General features: G+C 72.0%; 16 protein-coding genes. 1 reads left to right on the forward strand and 15 read right to left on the reverse strand.

Annotation, left to right across the window (positions count from 1 at the left end; all coding sequences use genetic code 11):
* Nucleotides 1-149 precede the first annotated feature (149 nt).
* From ACTJJP_RS11245 to ACTJJP_RS11265, 5 genes are all read right to left on the reverse strand, one after another.
* The gene (locus ACTJJP_RS11245; RefSeq protein WP_440775099.1) at nucleotides 150-1,637 is read right to left on the reverse strand and encodes an SDR family NAD(P)-dependent oxidoreductase; all 1,488 of its coding nucleotides are present in this window, start codon (nucleotides 1,635-1,637) and stop codon (nucleotides 150-152) included.
* 154 nt (nucleotides 1,638-1,791) lie between these two features.
* On the reverse strand, nucleotides 1,792-1,950 hold the full coding sequence (locus tag ACTJJP_RS11250; RefSeq protein ID WP_440775100.1) for a hypothetical protein: 159 nt from the start codon (nucleotides 1,948-1,950) through the stop codon (nucleotides 1,792-1,794).
* Between the two features lie 300 nt (nucleotides 1,951-2,250).
* Nucleotides 2,251-3,408: an acyltransferase family protein gene (locus ACTJJP_RS11255; protein ID WP_440775101.1), complete on the reverse strand. Its 1,158-nt coding sequence runs from the start codon at nucleotides 3,406-3,408 to the stop codon at nucleotides 2,251-2,253.
* Between the two features lie 184 nt (nucleotides 3,409-3,592).
* Nucleotides 3,593-4,252: a HEAT repeat domain-containing protein gene (locus ACTJJP_RS11260; protein ID WP_440775102.1), complete on the reverse strand. Its 660-nt coding sequence runs from the start codon at nucleotides 4,250-4,252 to the stop codon at nucleotides 3,593-3,595.
* 292 nt (nucleotides 4,253-4,544) lie between these two features.
* Nucleotides 4,545-5,702 (reverse strand): GTPase, encoded by a 1,158-nt coding sequence (locus ACTJJP_RS11265; RefSeq protein ID WP_440775103.1) that lies wholly within the window; start codon nucleotides 5,700-5,702, stop codon nucleotides 4,545-4,547.
* Between the two features lie 200 nt (nucleotides 5,703-5,902).
* Here ACTJJP_RS11265 and ACTJJP_RS11270 point away from each other — a divergent pair, with 200 nt between their 5' ends.
* A complete protein-coding gene (locus ACTJJP_RS11270; protein ID WP_440775104.1) occupies nucleotides 5,903-6,460 on the forward strand; it encodes a hypothetical protein in 558 nt (185 codons plus the stop codon).
* Nucleotides 6,461-6,590: 130 nt separating this feature from the next.
* On the opposite strand, the gene pdxH is transcribed toward ACTJJP_RS11270, so the two are convergent.
* The 10 genes from pdxH to ACTJJP_RS11320 all read right to left on the reverse strand — a co-directional run bounded on the left by pdxH (nucleotide 6,591) and on the right by ACTJJP_RS11320 (nucleotide 19,297).
* Entirely contained in the window at nucleotides 6,591-7,232 is a 642-nt protein-coding gene (pdxH, locus tag ACTJJP_RS11275) for a pyridoxamine 5'-phosphate oxidase (protein ID WP_440775105.1), read from the reverse strand.
* A 107-nt stretch (nucleotides 7,233-7,339) separates the two neighbouring features.
* The gene (locus ACTJJP_RS11280; RefSeq protein WP_440775106.1) at nucleotides 7,340-7,555 is read right to left on the reverse strand and encodes a hypothetical protein; all 216 of its coding nucleotides are present in this window, start codon (nucleotides 7,553-7,555) and stop codon (nucleotides 7,340-7,342) included.
* Between the two features lie 102 nt (nucleotides 7,556-7,657).
* On the reverse strand, nucleotides 7,658-8,452 hold the full coding sequence (locus ACTJJP_RS11285) for a hypothetical protein (RefSeq protein WP_440775107.1): 795 nt from the start codon (nucleotides 8,450-8,452) through the stop codon (nucleotides 7,658-7,660).
* Nucleotides 8,449-9,351: an ABC transporter ATP-binding protein gene (locus ACTJJP_RS11290; RefSeq protein WP_440775108.1), complete on the reverse strand. Its 903-nt coding sequence runs from the start codon at nucleotides 9,349-9,351 to the stop codon at nucleotides 8,449-8,451. Before ACTJJP_RS11290 ends, ACTJJP_RS11285 begins: the two co-directional genes overlap by 4 nt.
* A gap of 37 nt (nucleotides 9,352-9,388) precedes the next feature.
* Nucleotides 9,389-11,530 carry a peptidase domain-containing ABC transporter gene (locus ACTJJP_RS11295; protein ID WP_440775109.1) on the reverse strand — a complete coding sequence of 714 codons (2,142 nt, stop codon included), beginning with the start codon at nucleotides 11,528-11,530 and terminating at the stop codon, nucleotides 9,389-9,391.
* A complete protein-coding gene (locus ACTJJP_RS11300) occupies nucleotides 11,527-14,259 on the reverse strand; it encodes a DUF4135 domain-containing protein (protein WP_440775110.1) in 2,733 nt (910 codons plus the stop codon). The genes ACTJJP_RS11295 and ACTJJP_RS11300 overlap by 4 nt, the downstream gene beginning before the upstream one ends.
* Before the next feature lie 62 nt (nucleotides 14,260-14,321).
* Nucleotides 14,322-14,519 (reverse strand): class II lanthipeptide, LchA2/BrtA2 family, encoded by a 198-nt coding sequence (locus tag ACTJJP_RS11305; protein WP_440775111.1) that lies wholly within the window; start codon nucleotides 14,517-14,519, stop codon nucleotides 14,322-14,324.
* Nucleotides 14,516-17,542, reverse strand: coding sequence for a type 2 lanthipeptide synthetase LanM (lanM, locus tag ACTJJP_RS11310; protein ID WP_440775112.1), 3,027 nt, complete (start codon nucleotides 17,540-17,542; stop codon nucleotides 14,516-14,518). The genes ACTJJP_RS11305 and lanM overlap by 4 nt, the downstream gene beginning before the upstream one ends.
* Nucleotides 17,543-17,603: 61 nt before the next feature.
* The gene (locus ACTJJP_RS11315; RefSeq protein WP_440775113.1) at nucleotides 17,604-17,786 is read right to left on the reverse strand and encodes a plantaricin C family lantibiotic; all 183 of its coding nucleotides are present in this window, start codon (nucleotides 17,784-17,786) and stop codon (nucleotides 17,604-17,606) included.
* Between the two features lie 356 nt (nucleotides 17,787-18,142).
* Nucleotides 18,143-19,297 carry a sensor histidine kinase gene (locus tag ACTJJP_RS11320; protein ID WP_440775114.1) on the reverse strand — a complete coding sequence of 385 codons (1,155 nt, stop codon included), beginning with the start codon at nucleotides 19,295-19,297 and terminating at the stop codon, nucleotides 18,143-18,145.
* Nucleotides 19,298-19,359: the final 62 nt, after the last annotated feature.

The raw sequence follows: 19,359 nt of genomic DNA on the forward strand, positions 1-19,359 counted from the left end.
GAGCCCGTCGAAGCCCCCGGGACCCTTCGACAGGTCCGGGGACCTCATGCCTCACGCGGCTGCACCATCGACGCCCCCGGACCCTTCGACGAGCTCAGGGACCTCACGCCCCAGTCACCGACCTCACGCTGCCGGGATCGGGCGCCGACTCACCACGAGCTCTTGCGGTAGTCCTTCAAGAAGATGCCGAACAGGTCTTCGCCGGCCTCGCCGCGCACGATCGGGTCGTACACGCGGGCGGCTCCGTCGACGAGGTCGAGCGGGGCGTGGAAGCCCTCCTCGGCCAGGCGCACCTTGGTGAAGTGCGGGCGTTCGTCGGTGATCCAGCCGGTGTCGACGGCGGTCATGAGGATGCCGTCCGCCTCGAACATCTCGCGGGCGCTCGTGCGCGTGAGCATGTTCAGCGCCGCCTTGGCCATGTTCGTGTGCGGGTGGCCGGGTCCCTTGTATCCGCGACCGAACACGCCCTCCATCGCCGAGACGTTGACGATGTACTTCCGCTTCGCGGTGGATGCCGCCATCGCCGGGCGCAGGCGACTGACCAGCAGGAACGGCGCGGTCATGTTCGCCAGCTGCACCTCGAGCATCTCGAGGGGCTCGACCTGGTCGACGTGCTGCGTCCAGCTGTTGATGCGGTCCTCGTCGGGGATGAGGCCGCCCGCGTCGATCGCGGTTCCGGTCATCAGTCGCTCGAGCGATGAGGATCCTGCCGCCATCGCCTCCGCGGTCAGCTCGTCGGCCGTGCGGGCGGCCGAGGCGAGGATCGGGTGCGCCGACACCGACTGCGCGAGCGCGAGCGGGTGCGCGTCGTTGGTGTGGCCGAAGGTGACGAGCTCGGGCAGCGGGCCGTCGGGGAGCGGTGCCAGTTCGGCATCCACCAGGGGTTTGTAGGCCCCCGGCGAGCGCCGCACGGTCTGGGCGGCGTTGTTGATGAGGATGTCGAGGGGCCCATCGGATGCCACCGACTCGGCGAGACCGATCACCTGCGCCGGGTCGCGCAGGTCGATGCCCACGACCTTGAGGCGATGCAGCCAGTCGGCGCTGTCGGGGAGCGACGAGAAACGGCGCACGGCGTCGCGGGGGAAGCGCGTGGTGATCGTGGTGTGCGCGCCGTCGCGCAGCAGTCGCAGGGCGATGTACATGCCGATCTTGGCGCGGCCGCCCGTGAGCAGGGCGCGTCGGCCGGTGAGGTCGGTGCGGGCGTCGCGCTTCTCGTGGCTCATCGACGCGCAGTCGGGGCAGAGCTGGTGATAGAACGCGTCGACGAGGGTGTAGTCCTGCTTGCAGATGTAGCAGGCGCGGGCCTTGATCAGCTCGCCCGCGAACGGCATGGCGGTACGCGCCTGCAGCGGGATGCCACGGGTCTCGTCGTCGATGCGGTCGGGGGCGCCGGTGGCGGTGGCGGCGACAACCGCACGGTCGGCATCGGCGATGCGCTGGCGCTTCTCCTTGCGCGACTGCCGCTTGACGTCCTTGTAGAGCTTGCCGGTCTGGCGGCGCAGGGCGATGTAGGCGGGGTCGTCGTGGTCGAGCGAGGAGGCGGCGTCGATGACGCGCAGCGCGATCTCGAGCTCGAACGGGTCGATGGATGTCGACCGCGCGGCATCGCGGTCAGGGAGAAGCTGTGTTTCGGGCACGGGGCATCGTATCGGAGCGTTGCTGAAGAGCAGGTGGGCCGGGCGTGTCGCGGGTGCCCCGGCGCCGACGAAAACAGGGATGGACGGGAACCGGGCCGAATCGGCGCGGCTCTCCCCGTTCTCGATCATCCCGCTGTGCTGGGGATCGGCGGGGCTAGTGCTTGCCGCCGTCGACCCAGCGCGTGTGCGCCTTGAGCGCATGCAGCACGGCCAGCCGCACCACGAAGTAGGCGACGGCGCCGACGACGGCGAGGGTCAGGCCCCAGGTGAGGATGATGATGAGCAGGTGCGGTCCAGCGAGTCCGGAGAACATCCGGCGAGCCTAGCCAGGCGGCTTGCGGCAGTTCAAGGAGGCGCCGACCACCCCGCGCGCCGTCGCCCGCGACACAACGCAGGAGAAAAGACAGCCACGTGGATGGGGCGCACGGGGTTCCGCCGCTGCGCATGTGCAGCCGCCGAAATCTCCTGCGTTGTGTTCGGCGACGTGAGCGCGGAAGCCGTCGGGCTGACGCAGTCAGGCGGGAGCGGCCGGGTCCCGGCATCCGCCGTCCGACGCGAAGGGCGAAGGCCGTGCCGAGACGAGTGTCCGCGGCGCGGAGCGCAGCGGACGCGTCTATCGCGCTGTGCCGGCCTCCGAAGCCTGAGGCGCCGAGCCGCGCCGCGCACGGTCCCGGTCGTACCGCAGCAACCACCGCTGCGCGGGGATCTCGACCAGCTTGTGCATGGCCCACGCGATCGCCAGGGCGATGCCGAAGGCGGCGAGCGCCAGCGGCACGGCCTGCCGCCACGGGAGTTCGGGATGCCCGTCGGGCCACCCCGACGACACCGAGGCGATGACGAGCAGGTGCACGAGGTAGAAAGCGAAGGACACGCGTCCGAGCTCCTGCCAGAGCGGCCGGGCGAGGAAGGTCGAGCGTCCCCGCGCGTCGGCGTTCGCGAGTGAGGCGACCAGCAACGCGTAGAACCCGACGGTGGCGGCGAGCCCCGGGTGGATGTCGGTGCCGGGCACCGTCGGCGCCTCCGACAGCGCGTAGCCGGCGACGGCCAGGGGCACCGCGATGCCGAGGCGCAGCGGCATCCATTCCCCCCGCTTCATCATCACGGCCAGGGTCATGCCGATGACGAACTCCGGCAGGCGCAGGAGGGGGGTGGATGCCGACGACAGCACGCCCGGCGCGAAGGCGGCGATCTGCGGGGCCAGCGCGACGAGCGCGAGGGATGCCACGATCACGGTCGTCAGGGCGCGGTTCGATGCCCGCACCAGAGGAACGATGAGGAAGGGGAAGCTCAGGTAGAAGAAGGCCTCGCACACGAGCGACCAGCTCGCGGGGTTGCCGGCCTGCCACCAGTCCGGCACCCAGCCGTTGACGAGGAAGACGTTGGCGACCACAGGGGCCGCGCTGTCGGTGCGGATCTCGGGCACGAGGGTCGCCGCGGCGATCAGCGCGAGCACGACGCCGACCACATGCAGCGGGTAGATGCGCGCGACGCGGTGCCACCAGAACGAGCGGGCGGTCTGCTGCGGCTTGTATCCCCAGGCGAGCACGAATCCGGAGAGGATGAAGAAGAGCGTCACCCCGGTCTTGCCGGCCTCGAACGCCCACGCCCAGACATCGCCCGCGGTGCCGCCGAAATACTCCACGGCCATGAGGTGATGCCCGAAGATCAGCAGAGCCGTGGCCCAGCGCAGGCCGGTGAGCGAGGGCAGGTGCCGGACCCGATCGAGGGGACCGTGAGCGACCGCCTTCGGGGGTGCGACGGGTGCCGTCATCGTGCTGGTGATGGTCGCCTCCCCGTGTCGTGTGCGAGCGCGACCGTGCGCCCGTCGACGACACCGTAGGAGCCGACCTGAGCACGTGGAGTCGCGCAGACCTGTCGAGAAGGTACTCCTTCTCGGTCTGGAGGTTCCTGAAAAGGGTGGGGGTTGACCCGGTGCGGGCGGACGGGTCGGCGCCTCAGTCCTCCGCCGGCAGCGCCCGCTGCGCGACCACCCGGCGCGCCTCGACGACCGCTTCGGCGAACTCGGTGTCGGGGTCGTGCATCACGATCAGGGTCGCCCGCGCGTGCGCACTGATGACGTCGTACGACGACGACGCCGCGTGCTCGACGACCGCCTCGGCGCGATGGCCGATCGCTGCGAACGCCCGACTCAGGCCGCGCTGGGTGTCGTGGTCGCCGCGGCCGAACTGGGTGGCGAGCTCCTCGGCGAGCGCCTCGTGCGCGTCGTCGGGGACGAGACCGGATGCCGTTCGCCACGCCGCCCGTGCCACCTCCGGATGCCGGTCGCGCAGCACCGCCCGCGTGATCACGGCGAACGCGGCGGGATCGCCGATCTTCGACAGCGTGTGCAGAGCCTGGCTGCGAGCCTGAGGGACGTCGGAGCCCACCTCGGGCAGCAGCGCCACCACCGCCCGCTCGGGGTCGTGCCGCGTGAGAGCCCACGTGAGCATGTCGCGCACGAAGAAGTCGGTCTCGACCGCGCAGCGCGCCACGAGCTCGGCGATGTAGCTGTCGTGGGGCCGGGTTCCTGCGGCGAGCGCGGCCTGCAGCCGCCCCGATGCGTCGGGCTGCTCGAGGGCGGCGCGGAGGCGTTCGGCGGGGGTGGTGTCGGTCATGGTGCATCTAGCGTTCCACGGCGGGGAGGGGTCGGGGCGGCGGCGGGCGCGGCGGGGCACCGCGGACGGGTTCGGAGGGGATGGGATCCCGTGGAAAGAGGACCTCAGCCGCGGCATCCATCCTTCGCTCGCCGTATCTCCTCCGCTCGCTACGCACGGCGCGAGCAACGTGACCAGCGGAGGCAGGGGGACGACGGGAGGACGCGTTGGCGGCATCCATCCTCCGCACGCCCCTCGCCCTCCGCTCATCACGGCCTCGGTGCTGCGCGGACATCGCGTCGTGGCGCGGCGGCTACTTCCGGCCCACGCGGCGCTCGACCAGCTTCCGCGCGACGTCCATGAAGCTCGGCGCGTACTTGGCCCACTCCTTGTCGAGCTTGCGTACGTCGATCTTGCCCGTGTGCAGGAGCTCGCAGATCTTCATCCAGCTCTCCCCGGTCGCCGCGGTCAGCGCACCCGCCACCGCGGCGTTCACGACGACCCCGGCGCCCGGGATGAGCTTCAGGAAGCTCGTCGCCAGCGCGCGCCCCGCGACCTGCACCCCGAACTGGGCGAGGGCACCCGCCGACAGCATCGTCTTGACCTCGAGGTCGTAGATGGCGGCGATGCGCCCCATCATCGTGAGCTGGATCGGCGCAAGAGTGAAAGCATCCGAGACAGGAAGCGGAACGGTCGCCGCTCCCGCGGCTGCCGCGGCCGCCGTCGCGATGATCGGGCGAGCCATCTCGCGCTTCCACGGGAGGTTGAGGCGCTGTGCGATGCGAAAGGCATCCTTGTCGCGCTCGGGCGCGAGTTCGAGGGTCTGCGTGACAAGGTCACCGAGGCCGTGCCCCTTGCCCTTCCCGTGTCGGTCGCGGGTGGAGGTGAGGATGACCTGCCGGTACGGGATGCGCAGCCGCTCGCCCGTCGTCGCGTCCACCGGGTCGTTGAGCCAGTCCACGAAGGCCTGCAGGTCTTTGGCGACACCCTGCTGACCGGTGAGGGGGTTCTTGATCCAATCCACCTTCGTGAGAACGAGGATCACCGGCAGACCCCGGGCGTCGAGTTCGCGGATCATGGCGATGTCGGCGGGAGTGAGTCGGTCGTCGTTGGCCTGCACGCAGTACCAGACGACGGAGATCTGGTGATCGCCGGGCTGCGCGGCGATCGCCTTCAGGTGGTCGCGCAACTGCTGGTCGGGCGGCACCGGCGAGCCGATCTCGAAGCCCTCGACGTCCCAGATACCGAGGGAGTCATCGCTGTAGAACTGCACGCCCCGCGTGACCGGCAGGCCGCGGCCGACCTTCGCCCAGTCGCGGCCGAACACCGCGTTCACGAGCGACGACTTGCCGACACCGGAACTCCCGACGATGGCGAGGTTGAAGCGGCCGTAACGGGACTTCGCCTCGGAGGTCGCTTCGACGAAGGCCTTCTGGTCGAGGTCGGGTTGTTCCGCGTTCTTCTTCGCCATGGTGTCTTATTCCTTCGAAGGGGGACGCGGATCGCGTGTGGTCCGCGCGGTCCGCGTCACAGGTGCCGCTCCTTCGAATGTACGGGCCGGAGCCGTTCGCGCGTCTCTCAAGCCTGCCCCTTGTGCGGCGGCCTCCCAAGGCACCCCGGGTGGTCCGATCCTTCGGGGGCCGACCGGGCGCGCGCGGATAGTCTGAACGCGTGTTCGCCGAAACGGATCCGGTGGTGCTGCTGCTGGAGTTCCTCGGGGTGGTGCTGATCATCGCGCTCTCTGTGGTCGCTCACCGTCTCGCCGCCCGGGTTCCCGATCCCCGGTGGCGCCGCCCGTGGTGGGCGGTCATCGCCGTCGTCGTCGTCGGCGTCGTCATCCACACCCAGATCGACGGGCTCGTGTCCGCTTCCCGCTCATGGCAGAAGCTGAGCGCCGAGGTCGGTTTCCCGGCCGAGTACGTCCACGACGGTTCGAGGCTGACGCTCGCCGAGGACGGCACCGCGACACTGCGGAGCGTCGTGCTCGCTGACGGCGTCACGAAGAATGCGGAGGGGCGTTGGTGCCTCGAGGGAGTGCCCACGCCGGTGACCGGCGAGGGCCGATGGTCGATGGATGCAGCGGGTTTCGTCCGTGTCGAAGCCGACGGGAAGCTGGCCCGACTGCATGCGGACGACGGACTCCTCGGTTACGGCTGGCTCGTGACTCACCTGCTGACGATGTGCGACGTGGAGTTCGCGGCGGAGTACCTGCCCGCACCCGCTCGATGATCCGTCCGGATCTGGCCGCGATCGTCCCCGTCTGTGAGGTCGGTCGTGGGAGCGCTCCGCCGTCGTGGACGCGGGCGTCCACACCCCCGTCGCGCCGCCGACGGGCGGGGCCGGCACCGGACGGCCCTGCTCACGGCTGCCGCCGCACCCCCGCCCACCCGTCCCCCTCGCGCGAGAACACGATCCGGTCATGCAACCGCGACGGGCGCCCCTGCCAGAACTCGATCTCGCGCGCCTCGACCCGGTACCCGCCCCAGTGCGGGGGCCGCGGCACGGGCTGGTCGTCGGCGAAGCGGGCGGACACTTCGGCCATCTGCTCCTCGAGGGCGGCTCGGGATGCCACGGGCTCCGACTGATGGCTCGCCCACGCCGACAGCTGCGAACCGCGCGGGCGCGAGGCGAAGTACGCGTCGTCGCGCTCTGCCGGCAGGGGTGTCGCGGTGCCGAGCACGATGACCTGGCGCTGCAGGGCGTACCAGGGGAAGAGGACCGACACGGCGGGGTTCGCGGCCAGGGCCTGACCCTTGCGCGACTGCCGGTTGGTGAAGAACCACAGCGCTCCGTCGTCGTCGATCCCACGCAGCAGCACCGTGCGCGCGGTCGGCCGGGCTTCGGCATCGACGGTCGACACGACCATCGCGTTCGGCTCCGGCAGGTCGGCCGCATCGTCGAGCCAGCGCCGCAGAAGAGCGAGAGGGGATGCCGAGAGCGCGCCATCGCCGAGCTCATCGAGGCGGTAGTCGAGGCGGTGGGCGAGGGGGTTCTCGGTCATCGCGCAGTCCTTACGAAGCGGGGGCGGAGCCCCATCGTACGGTCGCGGGGACGAGCGAGGGCCGCGCCGGCGACATGCCGGGCGCGGCCCTCACGAGGATCAGGGCATCACGGGGCGGGGGACGCGTCCGCCTTCGCCGACTCGCCGACCCGACGCCACAGCCACCACGCGTACACGGCCAGGGCCGCACCGATCAGAACCGCCACGATCTGAAGATTCGGGACGAACCCGGGCACCATCGGAGCCACGAACAGGCCCAGCACGACGGCGATGACAGCACAGACGCCGACGACGATCGCCTCGACGCTCTTCCACTTGTTCACGATCTCTCCTTCTGCTCGGTGGGTGTTCTCACGGTAGACGGCCGAGTGGACGGCCGCTTCGGCCGATCGGCCAGACGTGCGGTGGACCTTCGGCGAACCCGCTCAGGTGAGCTCGTACCGCCGCGCGCGCACCGCGCCGGCCCCCACGAACACCGTCGCGTAGGCGAGCAGGACCACGGCACCCACCAGGGCCGACGGCGGCTCGGCCCCGGATGCCAACGTCATCAGCGTCCCGCCGATGGCCGCGTCATGCGCCGCACCGGGGAAGAACGCCACCGCGTCGGGCATGCCGGACGACGCCGCCAGGACCCGGGCGACGGGTTCGACCACCTGAGTCACCACCACGACGCCGACGATAGCGACGACGGGGGATCCGACCAGGGCCCCCAACCCCACGCCGAGCGCGCTCCACAGCGCGAAGACGGGGATGACGGGAAGCAGGTCGACCACCGCGGCGGCGAAGGCCTCGCCGGGGAGCGCCCCCGTGGCCTGGAAGGCCAGGACACCGCTGAGCGCACCGGTCACCGCGGTCACGACGCCGGCGACGGCGCCGAAGGCTGCGGCGACCACGAGCTTCGCGGAGTAGACGCGCAGGCGCCGGGGCTCACCGAGCAGTGTCAGCGCCAGGGTGCGGCGCGCGAGGTCGCTCGAGTAGATGAGCACCCCCATCCCGAGCGGGACAATGTAGCCCAGGGCGCCGATGATGTTCAGCGCGACCAGCACCTCGGTCGAGGTGGCGAAGGTCAGCGGCGACTGCGGCGCGGAGCGGGCGATGACGACGAGCCCGGCGGGGGCGGCCAGCGACACCACGGTCAAGCCCGCCAGAAGGATCCACCAGAGGTGGACGGTGGTGACCTTGCGCTGCTCGACCCGCAGGGAGGTGGCGAACGCGGTCATTGCGCCACCGCCGTCGTGGTCGCGGTCTGCACCATGAAGGCCGACTCGAGATCGGCGGCCATCACCGACGCCTCTCCCCTGTCGATGCCGCGGGTGCGCAACATGTCCTCGAGCGTCTCGGCGCGCTCCCCGACCCAGAACCGGCCGTCGGGCAGGGGACGCAGGTCGAACCTCTCACCGAGCAGGTTGCGCACGGCATCCTCCCTCTCTCCCGTCGCCAACGTCAGGACGGAGGCACCGCGGAGAAGGTCTTCGCGGGTGCCGGCGAAGACGGTGCGCGAGCGGTGCATCAGGACGACGTCCTGCACCACCCGGTCCACCTCTGCGAGGTGATGGCTCGACACCAGCACCGCCACACCCGACTGGGCCAGGGCGCTGAGCGTCTGCCGCAGCCACGTGATGCCGATGGGGTCGAGCCCGTTCGCCGGCTCGTCCAGCACGAGCACTCGCGGGCGGCCGAGCAGGGCCGCAGCGAGCGCCAGACGCTGACGCATGCCGAGGGAGTACTGCTTCACGGCCCGATGAGCGTCGTCCGAGATGCCGACCGTCTCGAGAGCGGCATCCACGTCAGCATGCGATGCGCCGGAGTAGGGCGCGAGCATGCGGAGGTGGTCACGGCCGGAGCGCGCGGGCGAGAACGCGGTGTTCTCGAGTGCCGCTCCGATGATGCGGGCGGGATGCCGCAGCCGCGCGTACGAGGTGCCGTCGATGAGCGCTGTGCCGGCGGTCGGCCGCATCAACCCGAGAAGCATCTTCAGGGTGGTCGACTTCCCCGACCCGTTGGGTCCGAGAAGGCCCAGCACGCGTCCGGGGACCAGCGAGAAGCTCATGTCGGTGACGGCGTCTCGACGGCCGAATCTCTTGGACAGGCCCTCAGCCACCACGATGGGTGTCGTCATCTTCTTCCTCCTTCTGTGCGTTCGTCGGCGGTGATCCTCATGCGCGCACCTCGACCTGCGCATGCACGAGATCCCGATACGTGCCCTCACGAGCGATGAGTTCGTCATGTGTGCCCTGCTGCACGATCCGGCCCTCGTCGACGACGATGACGCGGTCCGCTCGCGCGATGGTCGATAGGCGGTGCGCGATGATGATCTGCGTGCACTCGAGCGATTCGAGGGCCTCGACGATCAGGCTCTCGGTGATGGTGTCGAGGGCGCTCGTCGCCTCGTCGAGGACGAGCAGCCGGGGGGAGCGCACGAGTGCGCGAGCCAGCGCCACCCTCTGCTTCTGACCGCCCGACAGTCCCCCGCCGAGGTCGCCGACGTGGGTGTGGTATCCGAGCGGCATCGCCTCGACGGTCGGCGCGAGAGCCGCCGCACGTGCTGCGCGGACGACCTCCTCCATGCGCGGATCCTCCGCGCCGAAGTCGATGTTCTTGGCCACCGACCGGCTGCTCAGGCGGACGTCCTGCGGCACCCAGGCGAGGATCCGCTGCAGCGACTCGGGGGAGACGTCGCGGAGCGCGCGACCGCCGATGCGCACCTCGCCGGCGGTCGGCGCGTGCAACCCCACGAGCATCTGAGCCAGGGTCGTCTTCCCGGACCCCGTGGGGCCGACCACGGCGACCCGCTCCCCGGGCTCGACTCGGAACGAGACGCCCCGCAGGGCCTCGGTCGCCGCGCCGGGGTAGGAGAACGAGGCGTCCACGAACTCCACCGATCCGTCCAGTTCCGCGCGCTCGTCACCGAAGACGGCGTCGTCGGGCTGGTCGAGGATGTCGGCGAGGCGCTCGACGTAGACCCCCATCTGGGCGACCTGCATCGCCGAGGTGCTGAGGGACTGCACCGCCCCCAGGGCCGTAGCGGTGAGCGCCTGCAGGGCGACCGCGGCGCCGAGACCGACGATGCCGCTGTCGGCGAGGGAGACGCCCACCGCGAGGACGGCGAACGGCCCGAACACCTGGATCGTCGAGGTTGCGGTCGAGATCGCTCCCTGCAGGCGCATCCGCTGCGCGAGCAGCGCGATGGCCCGGCCGAAGTGGCCGCGCCACTCGGCGAAGAAGGACCCCGACACCCCGGCGACCCGCAGCACGTCGATAGCGCCGACGGCCTCGATCTGCATGCCCGTGGCGACGCCGTTCGCCGAGATCTCTTCGTCGGTGATGCGGCGCGACGCCTTCGCGCCCGTCACTGTGAGGCCGGCCATGACGATGATGAGCACCAGCACGACGACCCCGAGGGTCGGCTCCCGCACGAACGCGAACACCGTCACGATGACCAGCGCCCCCACGTCGAGCAGCGCACTGGTGAGCTGCCCCGACAGCAGATCGCGGATGCCGGCGAGACTCGTCAACCGGTACATCAGCTCGCCGTTGCTGCGCGCCGCGAAGAACGCGTACGGCAGGCGAAGCAGTTTGCCGAAAGTCGTCGACCCGAGAGCCAACCCGATGCGCGCGACGACGGTGGAGGCGATGAGGCTGCGTGCGAGCGAGAGCAGCAGGTACAGCACCGCCGCCACGGCGACCCCGACGAAGATCGGTGCCAGGGCGTCCGGCTCCGACGAAGCGGTGGCGAGATCGACCACCTGCTCGGTCGCCAGAGGCAGGGCGATCATGAGCAGGTACGACAGCAGCGACAGCCCCAGCACGGCGGCGAACGGTCGCCGCGCGCCGGCGCACATGGCCCACAGCGTCTTCCAGATTCCGCTCGGCCGCCCGGGTACGGCGACGAAGTCCGGACCGGGCGTCGCCTCGACGACGATGCCGGAGTAATGCTGCGCGACCTCGGCCTCCGACAGGGTCGAGCGGCCGCTCGAGGGGTCGACGATGGTCCACGAACCGCGGTGGACGCGTTCCACCACGACCATGTGCTGAGCGTCCCAGTAGGCGATCGCCGGCAGGGTGACGGCGGGCACGGCGTGCTGCGCGGCGCGATAGACGCGCGTCTGCATGCCGCGGCTGCGAAGGGCCGCGGCCACGCCCGCCAACGTGAGTCCGTCGCGGCCGATGACCACTTCCTTGCGCAGGCTCGCGATCTGGCGGGGCGCGCCATAGGCGCTCATGACCATCGCGGCGCAGCACAGGCCGCACTCCGTCATGAGGAACTGGCGCACGGGGCGCACGCGCGCGCGGCTCACGCGATCACGTCCAGCATCCGGGGCGCCGGCGCTCCGGCCAGGACCGACTCCACCAGGAACCACCCGGATGAGCCGAGCAGGAACCCCTCGTGCTGCGGGGCGCACCCGAGGCCCGACGTCCACCTGCCGTCGCGGACGGCGGCGCGTCCGATATGGGCGGCATCCCGAGCCACCTCCGACAGCCACGCATCGTCGAGTCGACGCGAGAGCAGGTGCAGGGTGAGCGCTTCCCCTCCCACGCCGTGGCACAGACTGAGGTCGACCGCCTCGGATTCCGCGCGGGGAGCGGTCAACGCGGTGCGCGCCTCGGCGAGGATGCGCGGCGAACGGGGGTCGATGTCGAACTCAACCGCCGCATCGACGACCGCGGCGAGGATGCCGGGATACCCGCGGCACCAGGACCGCGCCCCCTCGGCGGTGCGCAGCTCGGGAGCAGACGAGTCGAACGCGTGGCACAGCTCCTCCCCCACCCGCCGGATGCGCTCGTCGCCGCCGACGAGGCGGTGCGCGGCGGTCAGCGCGGAGATGCGTCCCGCCAGCCCGTGAGCGAGCCCCGGCACCGACGGGTCGGCGAGCGCCGCGCCCGTGGCATCCAGGAATCCGTGCACGGCCACCCGGGCGCGTTCGGGGTCGAGATCGGTGTGCGGGTACCTCGCGAGGGCGGCGAGATAGCCGCCGAAGCCGCCGAGGTAGTCGAAGTCGTCCAGCGAGGCGGTGGGCAGTCGGTCGAGGTGACGGGCCGACAGCACGCCGCCGCCGACGTCGAGCCCGCTGCGACGCAGCTCGGCGCGGGTCACCTCCTCGGCGACGAATCCGATGAACGGCGACAGCAGCAGGGGGGCGGCGTCGTCCTCGGGCGGGTCGTGCCGTACGGCTCCCGCGGCGGCCTCGACGACGACGGCGGGGGCGATCGCGGGATGCCGCGCGGCGGCCACGAGCGCTCCGCCGCCCTCGAAGAAGGCAAGGGTGAGCGGGGCCAGGCGCAGGCCCGCCCCCACGGTGATGGCGGTGAGCCAGGTGCGCCCGTCAGCCCCGCGAACGTGATGGGAGGGGTCGGGCAGCGGAGCGGCGGGGAACGCGGCCGCGCGTCCGGCGGCGCGGAGGGGCGCGTGCCACACGTCATCGGTCGAGGTCTCGAGCGAGAGGCGCATGTCGCGTTCGTCGTTCGCGCCGGATTCCGCGGCGAAGGTCGTCAGGTGCGCCGTCACCGACTGCACGACGGTGGGGGCCTGCTGGATGCCGCGCAGTCCGTCCGGATGCCAGCACACCAGGTCGGCGCCGTCGGTGCGGTCCACCTGCTCGAAGTAGGGGACGTCGAGGTCGCACATCGCCTCGGCCTCCGCGTCGACGAGCGCCTCCTGCTCGGCCGCCGAGAGCGACAGTTGACTGCGGCCGAGCTTGTGGAAGAGCCGCCGGCGCGCCTCGGCGGACCCCAGGTAGACGGGGTGGGTGGAGGCCTCGATGAACCGCGCGTACACGCGCGTCGGGCGGGGCACGATCCGCACGCGCAGGGGCTGCTCGACGGCAACGGCGTCGACGATCCGGTCCATCGCGTCGACGACGACCTCGCGCATGCGCGTGTAGCCCTCGGTGAGCGCCCGCGCGTGAGAGCGGGGGTCGATGGTGGCGCCCGCGGGGTCGCGGAGTCGGTGGCCGCTGTCCATCGTGCCGTCGGCCGTCGCGAACCCGATGGCGTCGGTGCCGGCGCCCGTGACGACGAACGACGAATAGGTGATGGCATCCGTGCGCTCCACCGAGCCGAGGGCGGAGACGTCGATGTCGAGCGACCCCCCGACGAAGCGGCCGGGTACGAGCAGGGTGCGGAAGACGCTCTCCTCCAGGCGCTGCGCGAGGGCCTCGCGGGCGGTGGCCTGCACGCCGGTGGCGCGGGGTAGGCCGGTGAAGGTCTCGACGTCGACGACCATGGGCCCATCGGCGGCGGGGATGACGTTCTCCGTGTGCAGGTCGGTCGACCCGAGGGCGGTGGCCAGCGCGGTCGCCGCGCCGAAGCGCGCGAGGTACCGCTCGGCGTCGCCGTGCGTGAAGGCCTCGGCGCGCTCGACGTAGGTGTGCCAGCTCGACGAGCCGTCGTCGGCCCGCACCTCGGGCACGAGGGGGCCGAGCAGGTCGTGCGAGGGGTCGACGATGTCGCGCACCCGCAGGAGGACCCTGCTCGAGAGCGCGGGGGCCGGCTTGTAGACGAGGCGTCGCTCGCCCCACTGCACCATCAGGACGCTGCGGCCGCCGCGGTGCGCGTCTCCGCCGACGTGGGCGATCTCGGTGAGGTCGCCGGGCGCGCGTCCCACGATCAACGCCGCCGAGGCAGCGGCGCTGTCGAGGCACTCCTCAAGCGCACGCTCGTGGTGCGCGACGGTGAGATCGCGCAGGCGGGCGAGCTCGGGGTAGGACGCGAGGATCGCGCGGCGCTGCTCGGGGTCGTCGAGGCGGTCGGCGTGGTCGGAGTAGGCCCGCCCGTCGCGATCCTGGGCGTCGACGAAGTGCGTGATCAGCGCGCGGATGCTGATGCTGTCGAGCGCGTCGGCGAGGTCTCGCAGGTGGCGCGCCACGACCGATGCGGGCGAGAGCCCCGGCAGATCGACGCGCCGGTCGTCGAGGAGTCGCAGCACGCGCTCGCCCGACGTCCGCAGGAGCCCCGCGTGGAACCGCTCGAAACGCCCGGCGAGGGGGCGCAGGGCTTCGTCGATGTCGATGGCGTACGTCGTGAGCATGGAGCGGTCCTTTCTCGGGGGAGGTGGGGGCCTCCGCCNGGGGCGGCGGAGGCCCGAGGGTCTCAGCCCTTGGTGCAGCGGGTCGTGCACGCCCCGGTCGGACAGAAGCCCGGAAGTGCGGCCGTCGCGGCGATCGTCAGGCCGGCGACGGCGCACGGAGCCGTCGTCGTTCCGGCCGAGACGTCCTGGGCGTTCTCCGAGAGCAGGACGAGGTCGTCCTCCGCGATGAAGCCGGTGCGGTTGTGCGTGTTGCTGGTCATGGTGTGCCTTCCTTCTCTTCGTGGGTGTGCATGGATTCCGCCTTCTCGTCGAGAAGGGGGCTGTGGAGTCCGAGGACGCTGGGGAGGAGGTCCGGGCGCTGCGCGCGCATGAGCGCCCACGCGGTGCCGGCGGAGCCGATCATCAGGGACGACACGAAGCCGTACCGGTTGCGTCTGCCCGAACGGGCGCGGACGAAGGCCGACGCTGCTCCCGCGGCGAGAACGGGAGCCAGGCGCGAGACGAGGCGCCCGTCGACGACGAGGTCGGGGGAGACGGCGCCGACGTAGGCGAGCACGTCGATGGTGCCCGCGTCGCCGTGGCAGAGGGTGGGGTTGTTGCCGAGTCCCTCCGCGAGCACGTCACGCGACAGCTCGACCAGCTCGGCCGGAGAGACGAGGTCCGCGTCGATCGTGTGCGCTTCGGCGGCCGCGAGCAACGCGCCGGTCGATCCGTGGCACCACGCATGGCCGGCGGTGCGATCGTGGGCGGCGAAAGTGCGCGGCCAGCCGGTCTCCCGGCGCGTGTCCATCACGCGACGGAGCAGCTGCGCGCCGGTCGCGGTGAGGGCGTGGTCGTCCAGGCGCGCTCCCGCGCGCAGCAGCACCGCCGCGGCACCGACCGCACCGTGCGCGTAGCCGGTGTAGGCGGTGTCGGTGTCGAAGAGCGGTGACTGCGCGCGGACGCGGCGAGCGATGGCATCCACCGTCCCGGTCCCGGTCCCGTCGTCGACCGCCAGCGCGGCGGCGAGCGCCCCGACCGTTCCGCTGACGAGGTCCCACGACTGGTCCGGGCCGCCGACCCCGCGCCCGAGCACCCGCAGGAGAGCGGCGCGGTCCAGCGCGAAGGAGCCGGGACCGAGGAGCGCGTGACCCACCGACAGCGCGTAGGCGGTGCTGCCGGCGCCGGTGAGGCCCCCGACGGCGAAGGGGAGCTCGTCGATCACGCCGTCGGCGAACTGGCGCGCGATGGGATCGAGCACCGACAGGGCGACGTCGGCGTAGCGGTCGTCGCCGAACACCGCTGCTCCGGCCGCGAGGGCCAGGGCGACGCCGGGGGCTCCGCCGTAGAGGTCGTAGCCGAGCGTGCCGGGCGCCCACTGCGCCTGGTCGGGCACGGTGACCTGCGGATCGATCCACGTCGAGGGGAAGCGCGGCGCGGTTCCGCGCACGACCGAGGCGACCAGATCGTCCAGGATGCCGCGCGCCACTGCCGACGCCTCCTCGCCGCCGCCGGACGAGGGGGAGTCCGGCCATGCCGTCACGTCATCATCGGTGCTGAGCGAGGAGACGAAGGCCAGGTCGATGGCACGGTCCTGCGCGTCGAGTTCGGCGGCGAGGGCGGCGATGCCCTCGCGGGCGTTGTCGATGGGCGAGCGTTCGATCAACGCGGGGAACGTTCGGCCGTCAGCGTCGGTCAACACGGTCGAGTCCGCCCGGATGGTGAAGTGGGGGATGTCGCCCCGGGCGAGCTGCGCGGCCTCCGACGCCTGCAGGGCGGAATCGGCGGCGTCCCCGCGGCGCAGGACGACCCGCGAGAGCACGGCGGCGCGCAGCGGGCGGTCGCTCCACGCCTGCGGGTGGTGGGCGAGCGTCAGGATCTGGCGGTAGAGCGCGGACGCCGCCGGCACGTGCCGCACGCGGACGTTCGAGAAGGCGTGCGCGACGACGTCGGCGAGGTCGTCGGCCCGGTGGGCGAGGGCGAGGGCCGTCGCCCGGTACCCGGCGCGTACGGCGTCACGCTGCTCGGCGGCGTCGAGGGCGCTGAAGGTGTCGGCCGGGGCGTCTCCCGAGACCTCGGTGCGGGCGAGGGCCGTGTGCACATCGAGGGACTGGGCGTCGCGGATGACGACGCTGCGGAAGGGACTCCACTGTCCCCCGCGAAAGCCGAGCACGCCGATGTCGAGTCCCGGATCGTCTTTCGCGGCGCCGATGACCGTCGGCAGGATGCCGATTCCGAGCACCGATCGCGAGATCCTGCGGCCGGCGACGTCGGATGCGGCACCGTCGGCGTAGTCGGGCAGGTGCCGGGCCACAGGCGTGAGCAGGGTCTCGCCGTCGATGACGACCGGCCCTTCGGGGCCCATGACGATGTTCTCAAAATGCATGTCGTTGGCGCGCAGGGCCTGCAGGATTGCCAGCAGCGAGCCGACGTCGCGCAGGTAGGTGCGCGCCCGGGTGCGGGAGAGGTCGCCGATGCGGTCGACGAACTCCGCGTAGCCGTAGTCGCCGCGATCGATGGTGCGCACCCAGGGAAGGGCGATGCCGGCCTCGCGACGCATCCACTGCAGCACGGCGACGAAGGCGGCGTCTCCGGCGAGCGATCGCGGCTTGTAGACGGCGCGTGCGCCGTCGTCGAACTCGAGCACCGTGACCACGCGTCCGCAGTCATGCGTGTCGCCGGCCCCGACGCGGAGGGAGCTCAGCCGTGCGCGGTCCGACCCGCCGGTCAGTGCGGCGAGGGCTTCGCGGTCGTCTTCGACGCGCTCCAGCATCTCGCCCAGGGCGTGGACGGATGCCGCGAGGGCGGCCCGTGTCGCGGCGAGCGCGTCGGCGTGGTCGGTGAAGAGGCGCCCGCGTCCGGGGCCGGTCACCCAGTCGATGAACGGACCGAATCCCGCGGGTGCGTCGACCGAGGCGTGCGTCACTGCACGGAAGTCGTCGACGAGGTGCACGACGACGCGTCCGATCGCGTCCGCCGCGCGTTCGCGCAGGTGCGTGCGCAGCTGCTGGGGTACCCGGCCGTCGGGGTCGATCATCGGATGCCGCAGCATCGCGGCCGATTCCGGACCGGCGAGGGCGCGGGCGACGGCGTCGACGAGCTCGACGAGCCCCGCCGTCGGACCGGGCGCGCGCAGCGCGTCGATCACTGCGGTCTGCTCGTCGTTCGACAGGGACCGGGGCGCGGGGGCGCTCAGCAGGTCGGCGGCCACCGTCGTCGCGGTGGCCCGCTCGGACTCGTCGGCGGCTGACAGGACGTTCTCCAGCATCCGCTCGACGCGATCGATGGTTGCTACGGGGCTCATTCGTTCGCCTTTCGGAGGGGGCGCGTGGCGGCAGAGGCCACCACGCGCCGGGGCCGTCGTGTCAGTTGCAGTTGTTCTGGCACTCGACCGTCGCCGTACAGATCTGGCCGTTGTTGCCGGCGACCCAGCTGACGCCGTAACAGGTCAGCGAGGTGATGGTGGTGGTCCATCCCTGACCGGCCGAGGTGAGGGCCTGGTCCTGCTCGGCGATCTCCTCGAGGAGGGAGACGTTGCGCTCTGTCATCGTGGGAACCCTTCGTTGCGGTGGGCGCCGCCCGCGACCCCGGCGGTCGTCGGTGTCCGGCGCATCAGGAAGGTTTCCACCGGGGCCGCGGCGTCGACACCGACGAACGGCCACACCCGATTGGCCCTTCGTCGGCTCGCCTCGGCCGTCCGGAGACCAGCGCGCGGCTCACGGCCGGTTCGTCACCGCGGCCCCGGGCCGTGCGCGGCGGGGCGTGCGCGGCGGGGCGTGCGCGGCGGGCCGTGCGCGGCGGGGCGTGCGCGGGTCGGCGTGGCCGGGTCGGGGTGGCCGGGTCGGCGTGGCCGGGTCGGCGTGGCCGGGTCGGCGTGGCCGGGTCGGGGTGGGGCGAATCCGCCTCAGCCGAGCGGGATCCGCACGGTCACGAGCCAGTCGCCGCCGTCCCGGCCGGCGGTGAAGGTGCCGTCGAGGCGCCGCGCGCGTTCGGCCATGCGCACGGTCCCGTACCCGCCCGAGGGGAGCCCCGCCACCCGTTCGCCGCCGAGGCTGTTGCGCAGGGTGAGGGTCGCGGCGTCGTCGTCGACGCGGAATCCGATGCGCACGTCGCCTCCGCCGCCGTGCTTGAGCACGTTGGTGGTCGACTCGCGCAGCACCCGGGCGAGGGTGCGTTCCACCACGCGCGGAAGTACCACGTCGCTCGCCGCGCAGTCGACGACCACCCGGTGTCCCGCGGTGGTGAGTTCGTGTTCGGCCGCGTCGACGGCATCCGACAGTCCGGTCGCTCCGAAGGGGTCGCCGGCGAGCAGGTCGGAGTTCTCGGCGACCACGCGGCGCAGATCCGAGAGCGCTCGCGCGGCGGATTCGCTGATCGCCGCCTGCGATTGCTGCCGGGTACCGACGTCGTCGGTGCGCACCAGCACCTGCGCGTGCATCGCGATGATGGTGAGGTCGTGGGCGATCACGTCGTGCAGTTCGTCGGCGATCCGTTGGCGCTCGGCGCGCGCGGCATCCTGTTGCGCGCGTGCGCTCACGGCGAGGCGCTCCTCCAGTCGTCGCCCGCGGTCGCTCGCCATGCGCGTGACCAGCCCCACCGCGCCGGATACCACGGCCGCGAGAAGGGCGGCGGGCAGGTTGAATCCGCCCGGGTCGGAGGCCAGCACGATCGCGGCGCTCGCGACGAGGAACGCCGCGGCGAACAGGGCGATGACGACCCGGGCGCCGGTGCGGACGACCAGGCCGAGCGCGATGGCGAGCACCAGCAGTGTCTCGCGTTCGCTGGCGAAGGCGTAGGAGAGGGGCACGCATGCCACGAGCACCGCGACCGCGCCGAACGGCGTCCAGACGAACAGCGCGAACGACGCCGTCAACGCCGCTTGGAAGAGGGCGGGGCCGACGGCGTCGGGGCGCGCGAAGAGGGCGACGACGATTCCGGCGGCCGTGCCGAGGGCGACCAGCAACAGCACGACGATGGCCTCGACCCGGGAGAGCCGATCGGATCGCCAGGTGGCGGCGAGACCGCGCCACCATTCGCTCTGCACGGTCTGTTCGGCCATGCCTCGATTATCGATCGCGGGGCGCGGCCCGGACGACCCCGCGCCCGCGATCGGTCGGATCG

This window comes from Microbacterium sp. 22296 (assembly GCF_052045385.1).
Classification (GTDB): Bacteria; Actinomycetota; Actinomycetes; order Actinomycetales; family Microbacteriaceae; genus Microbacterium.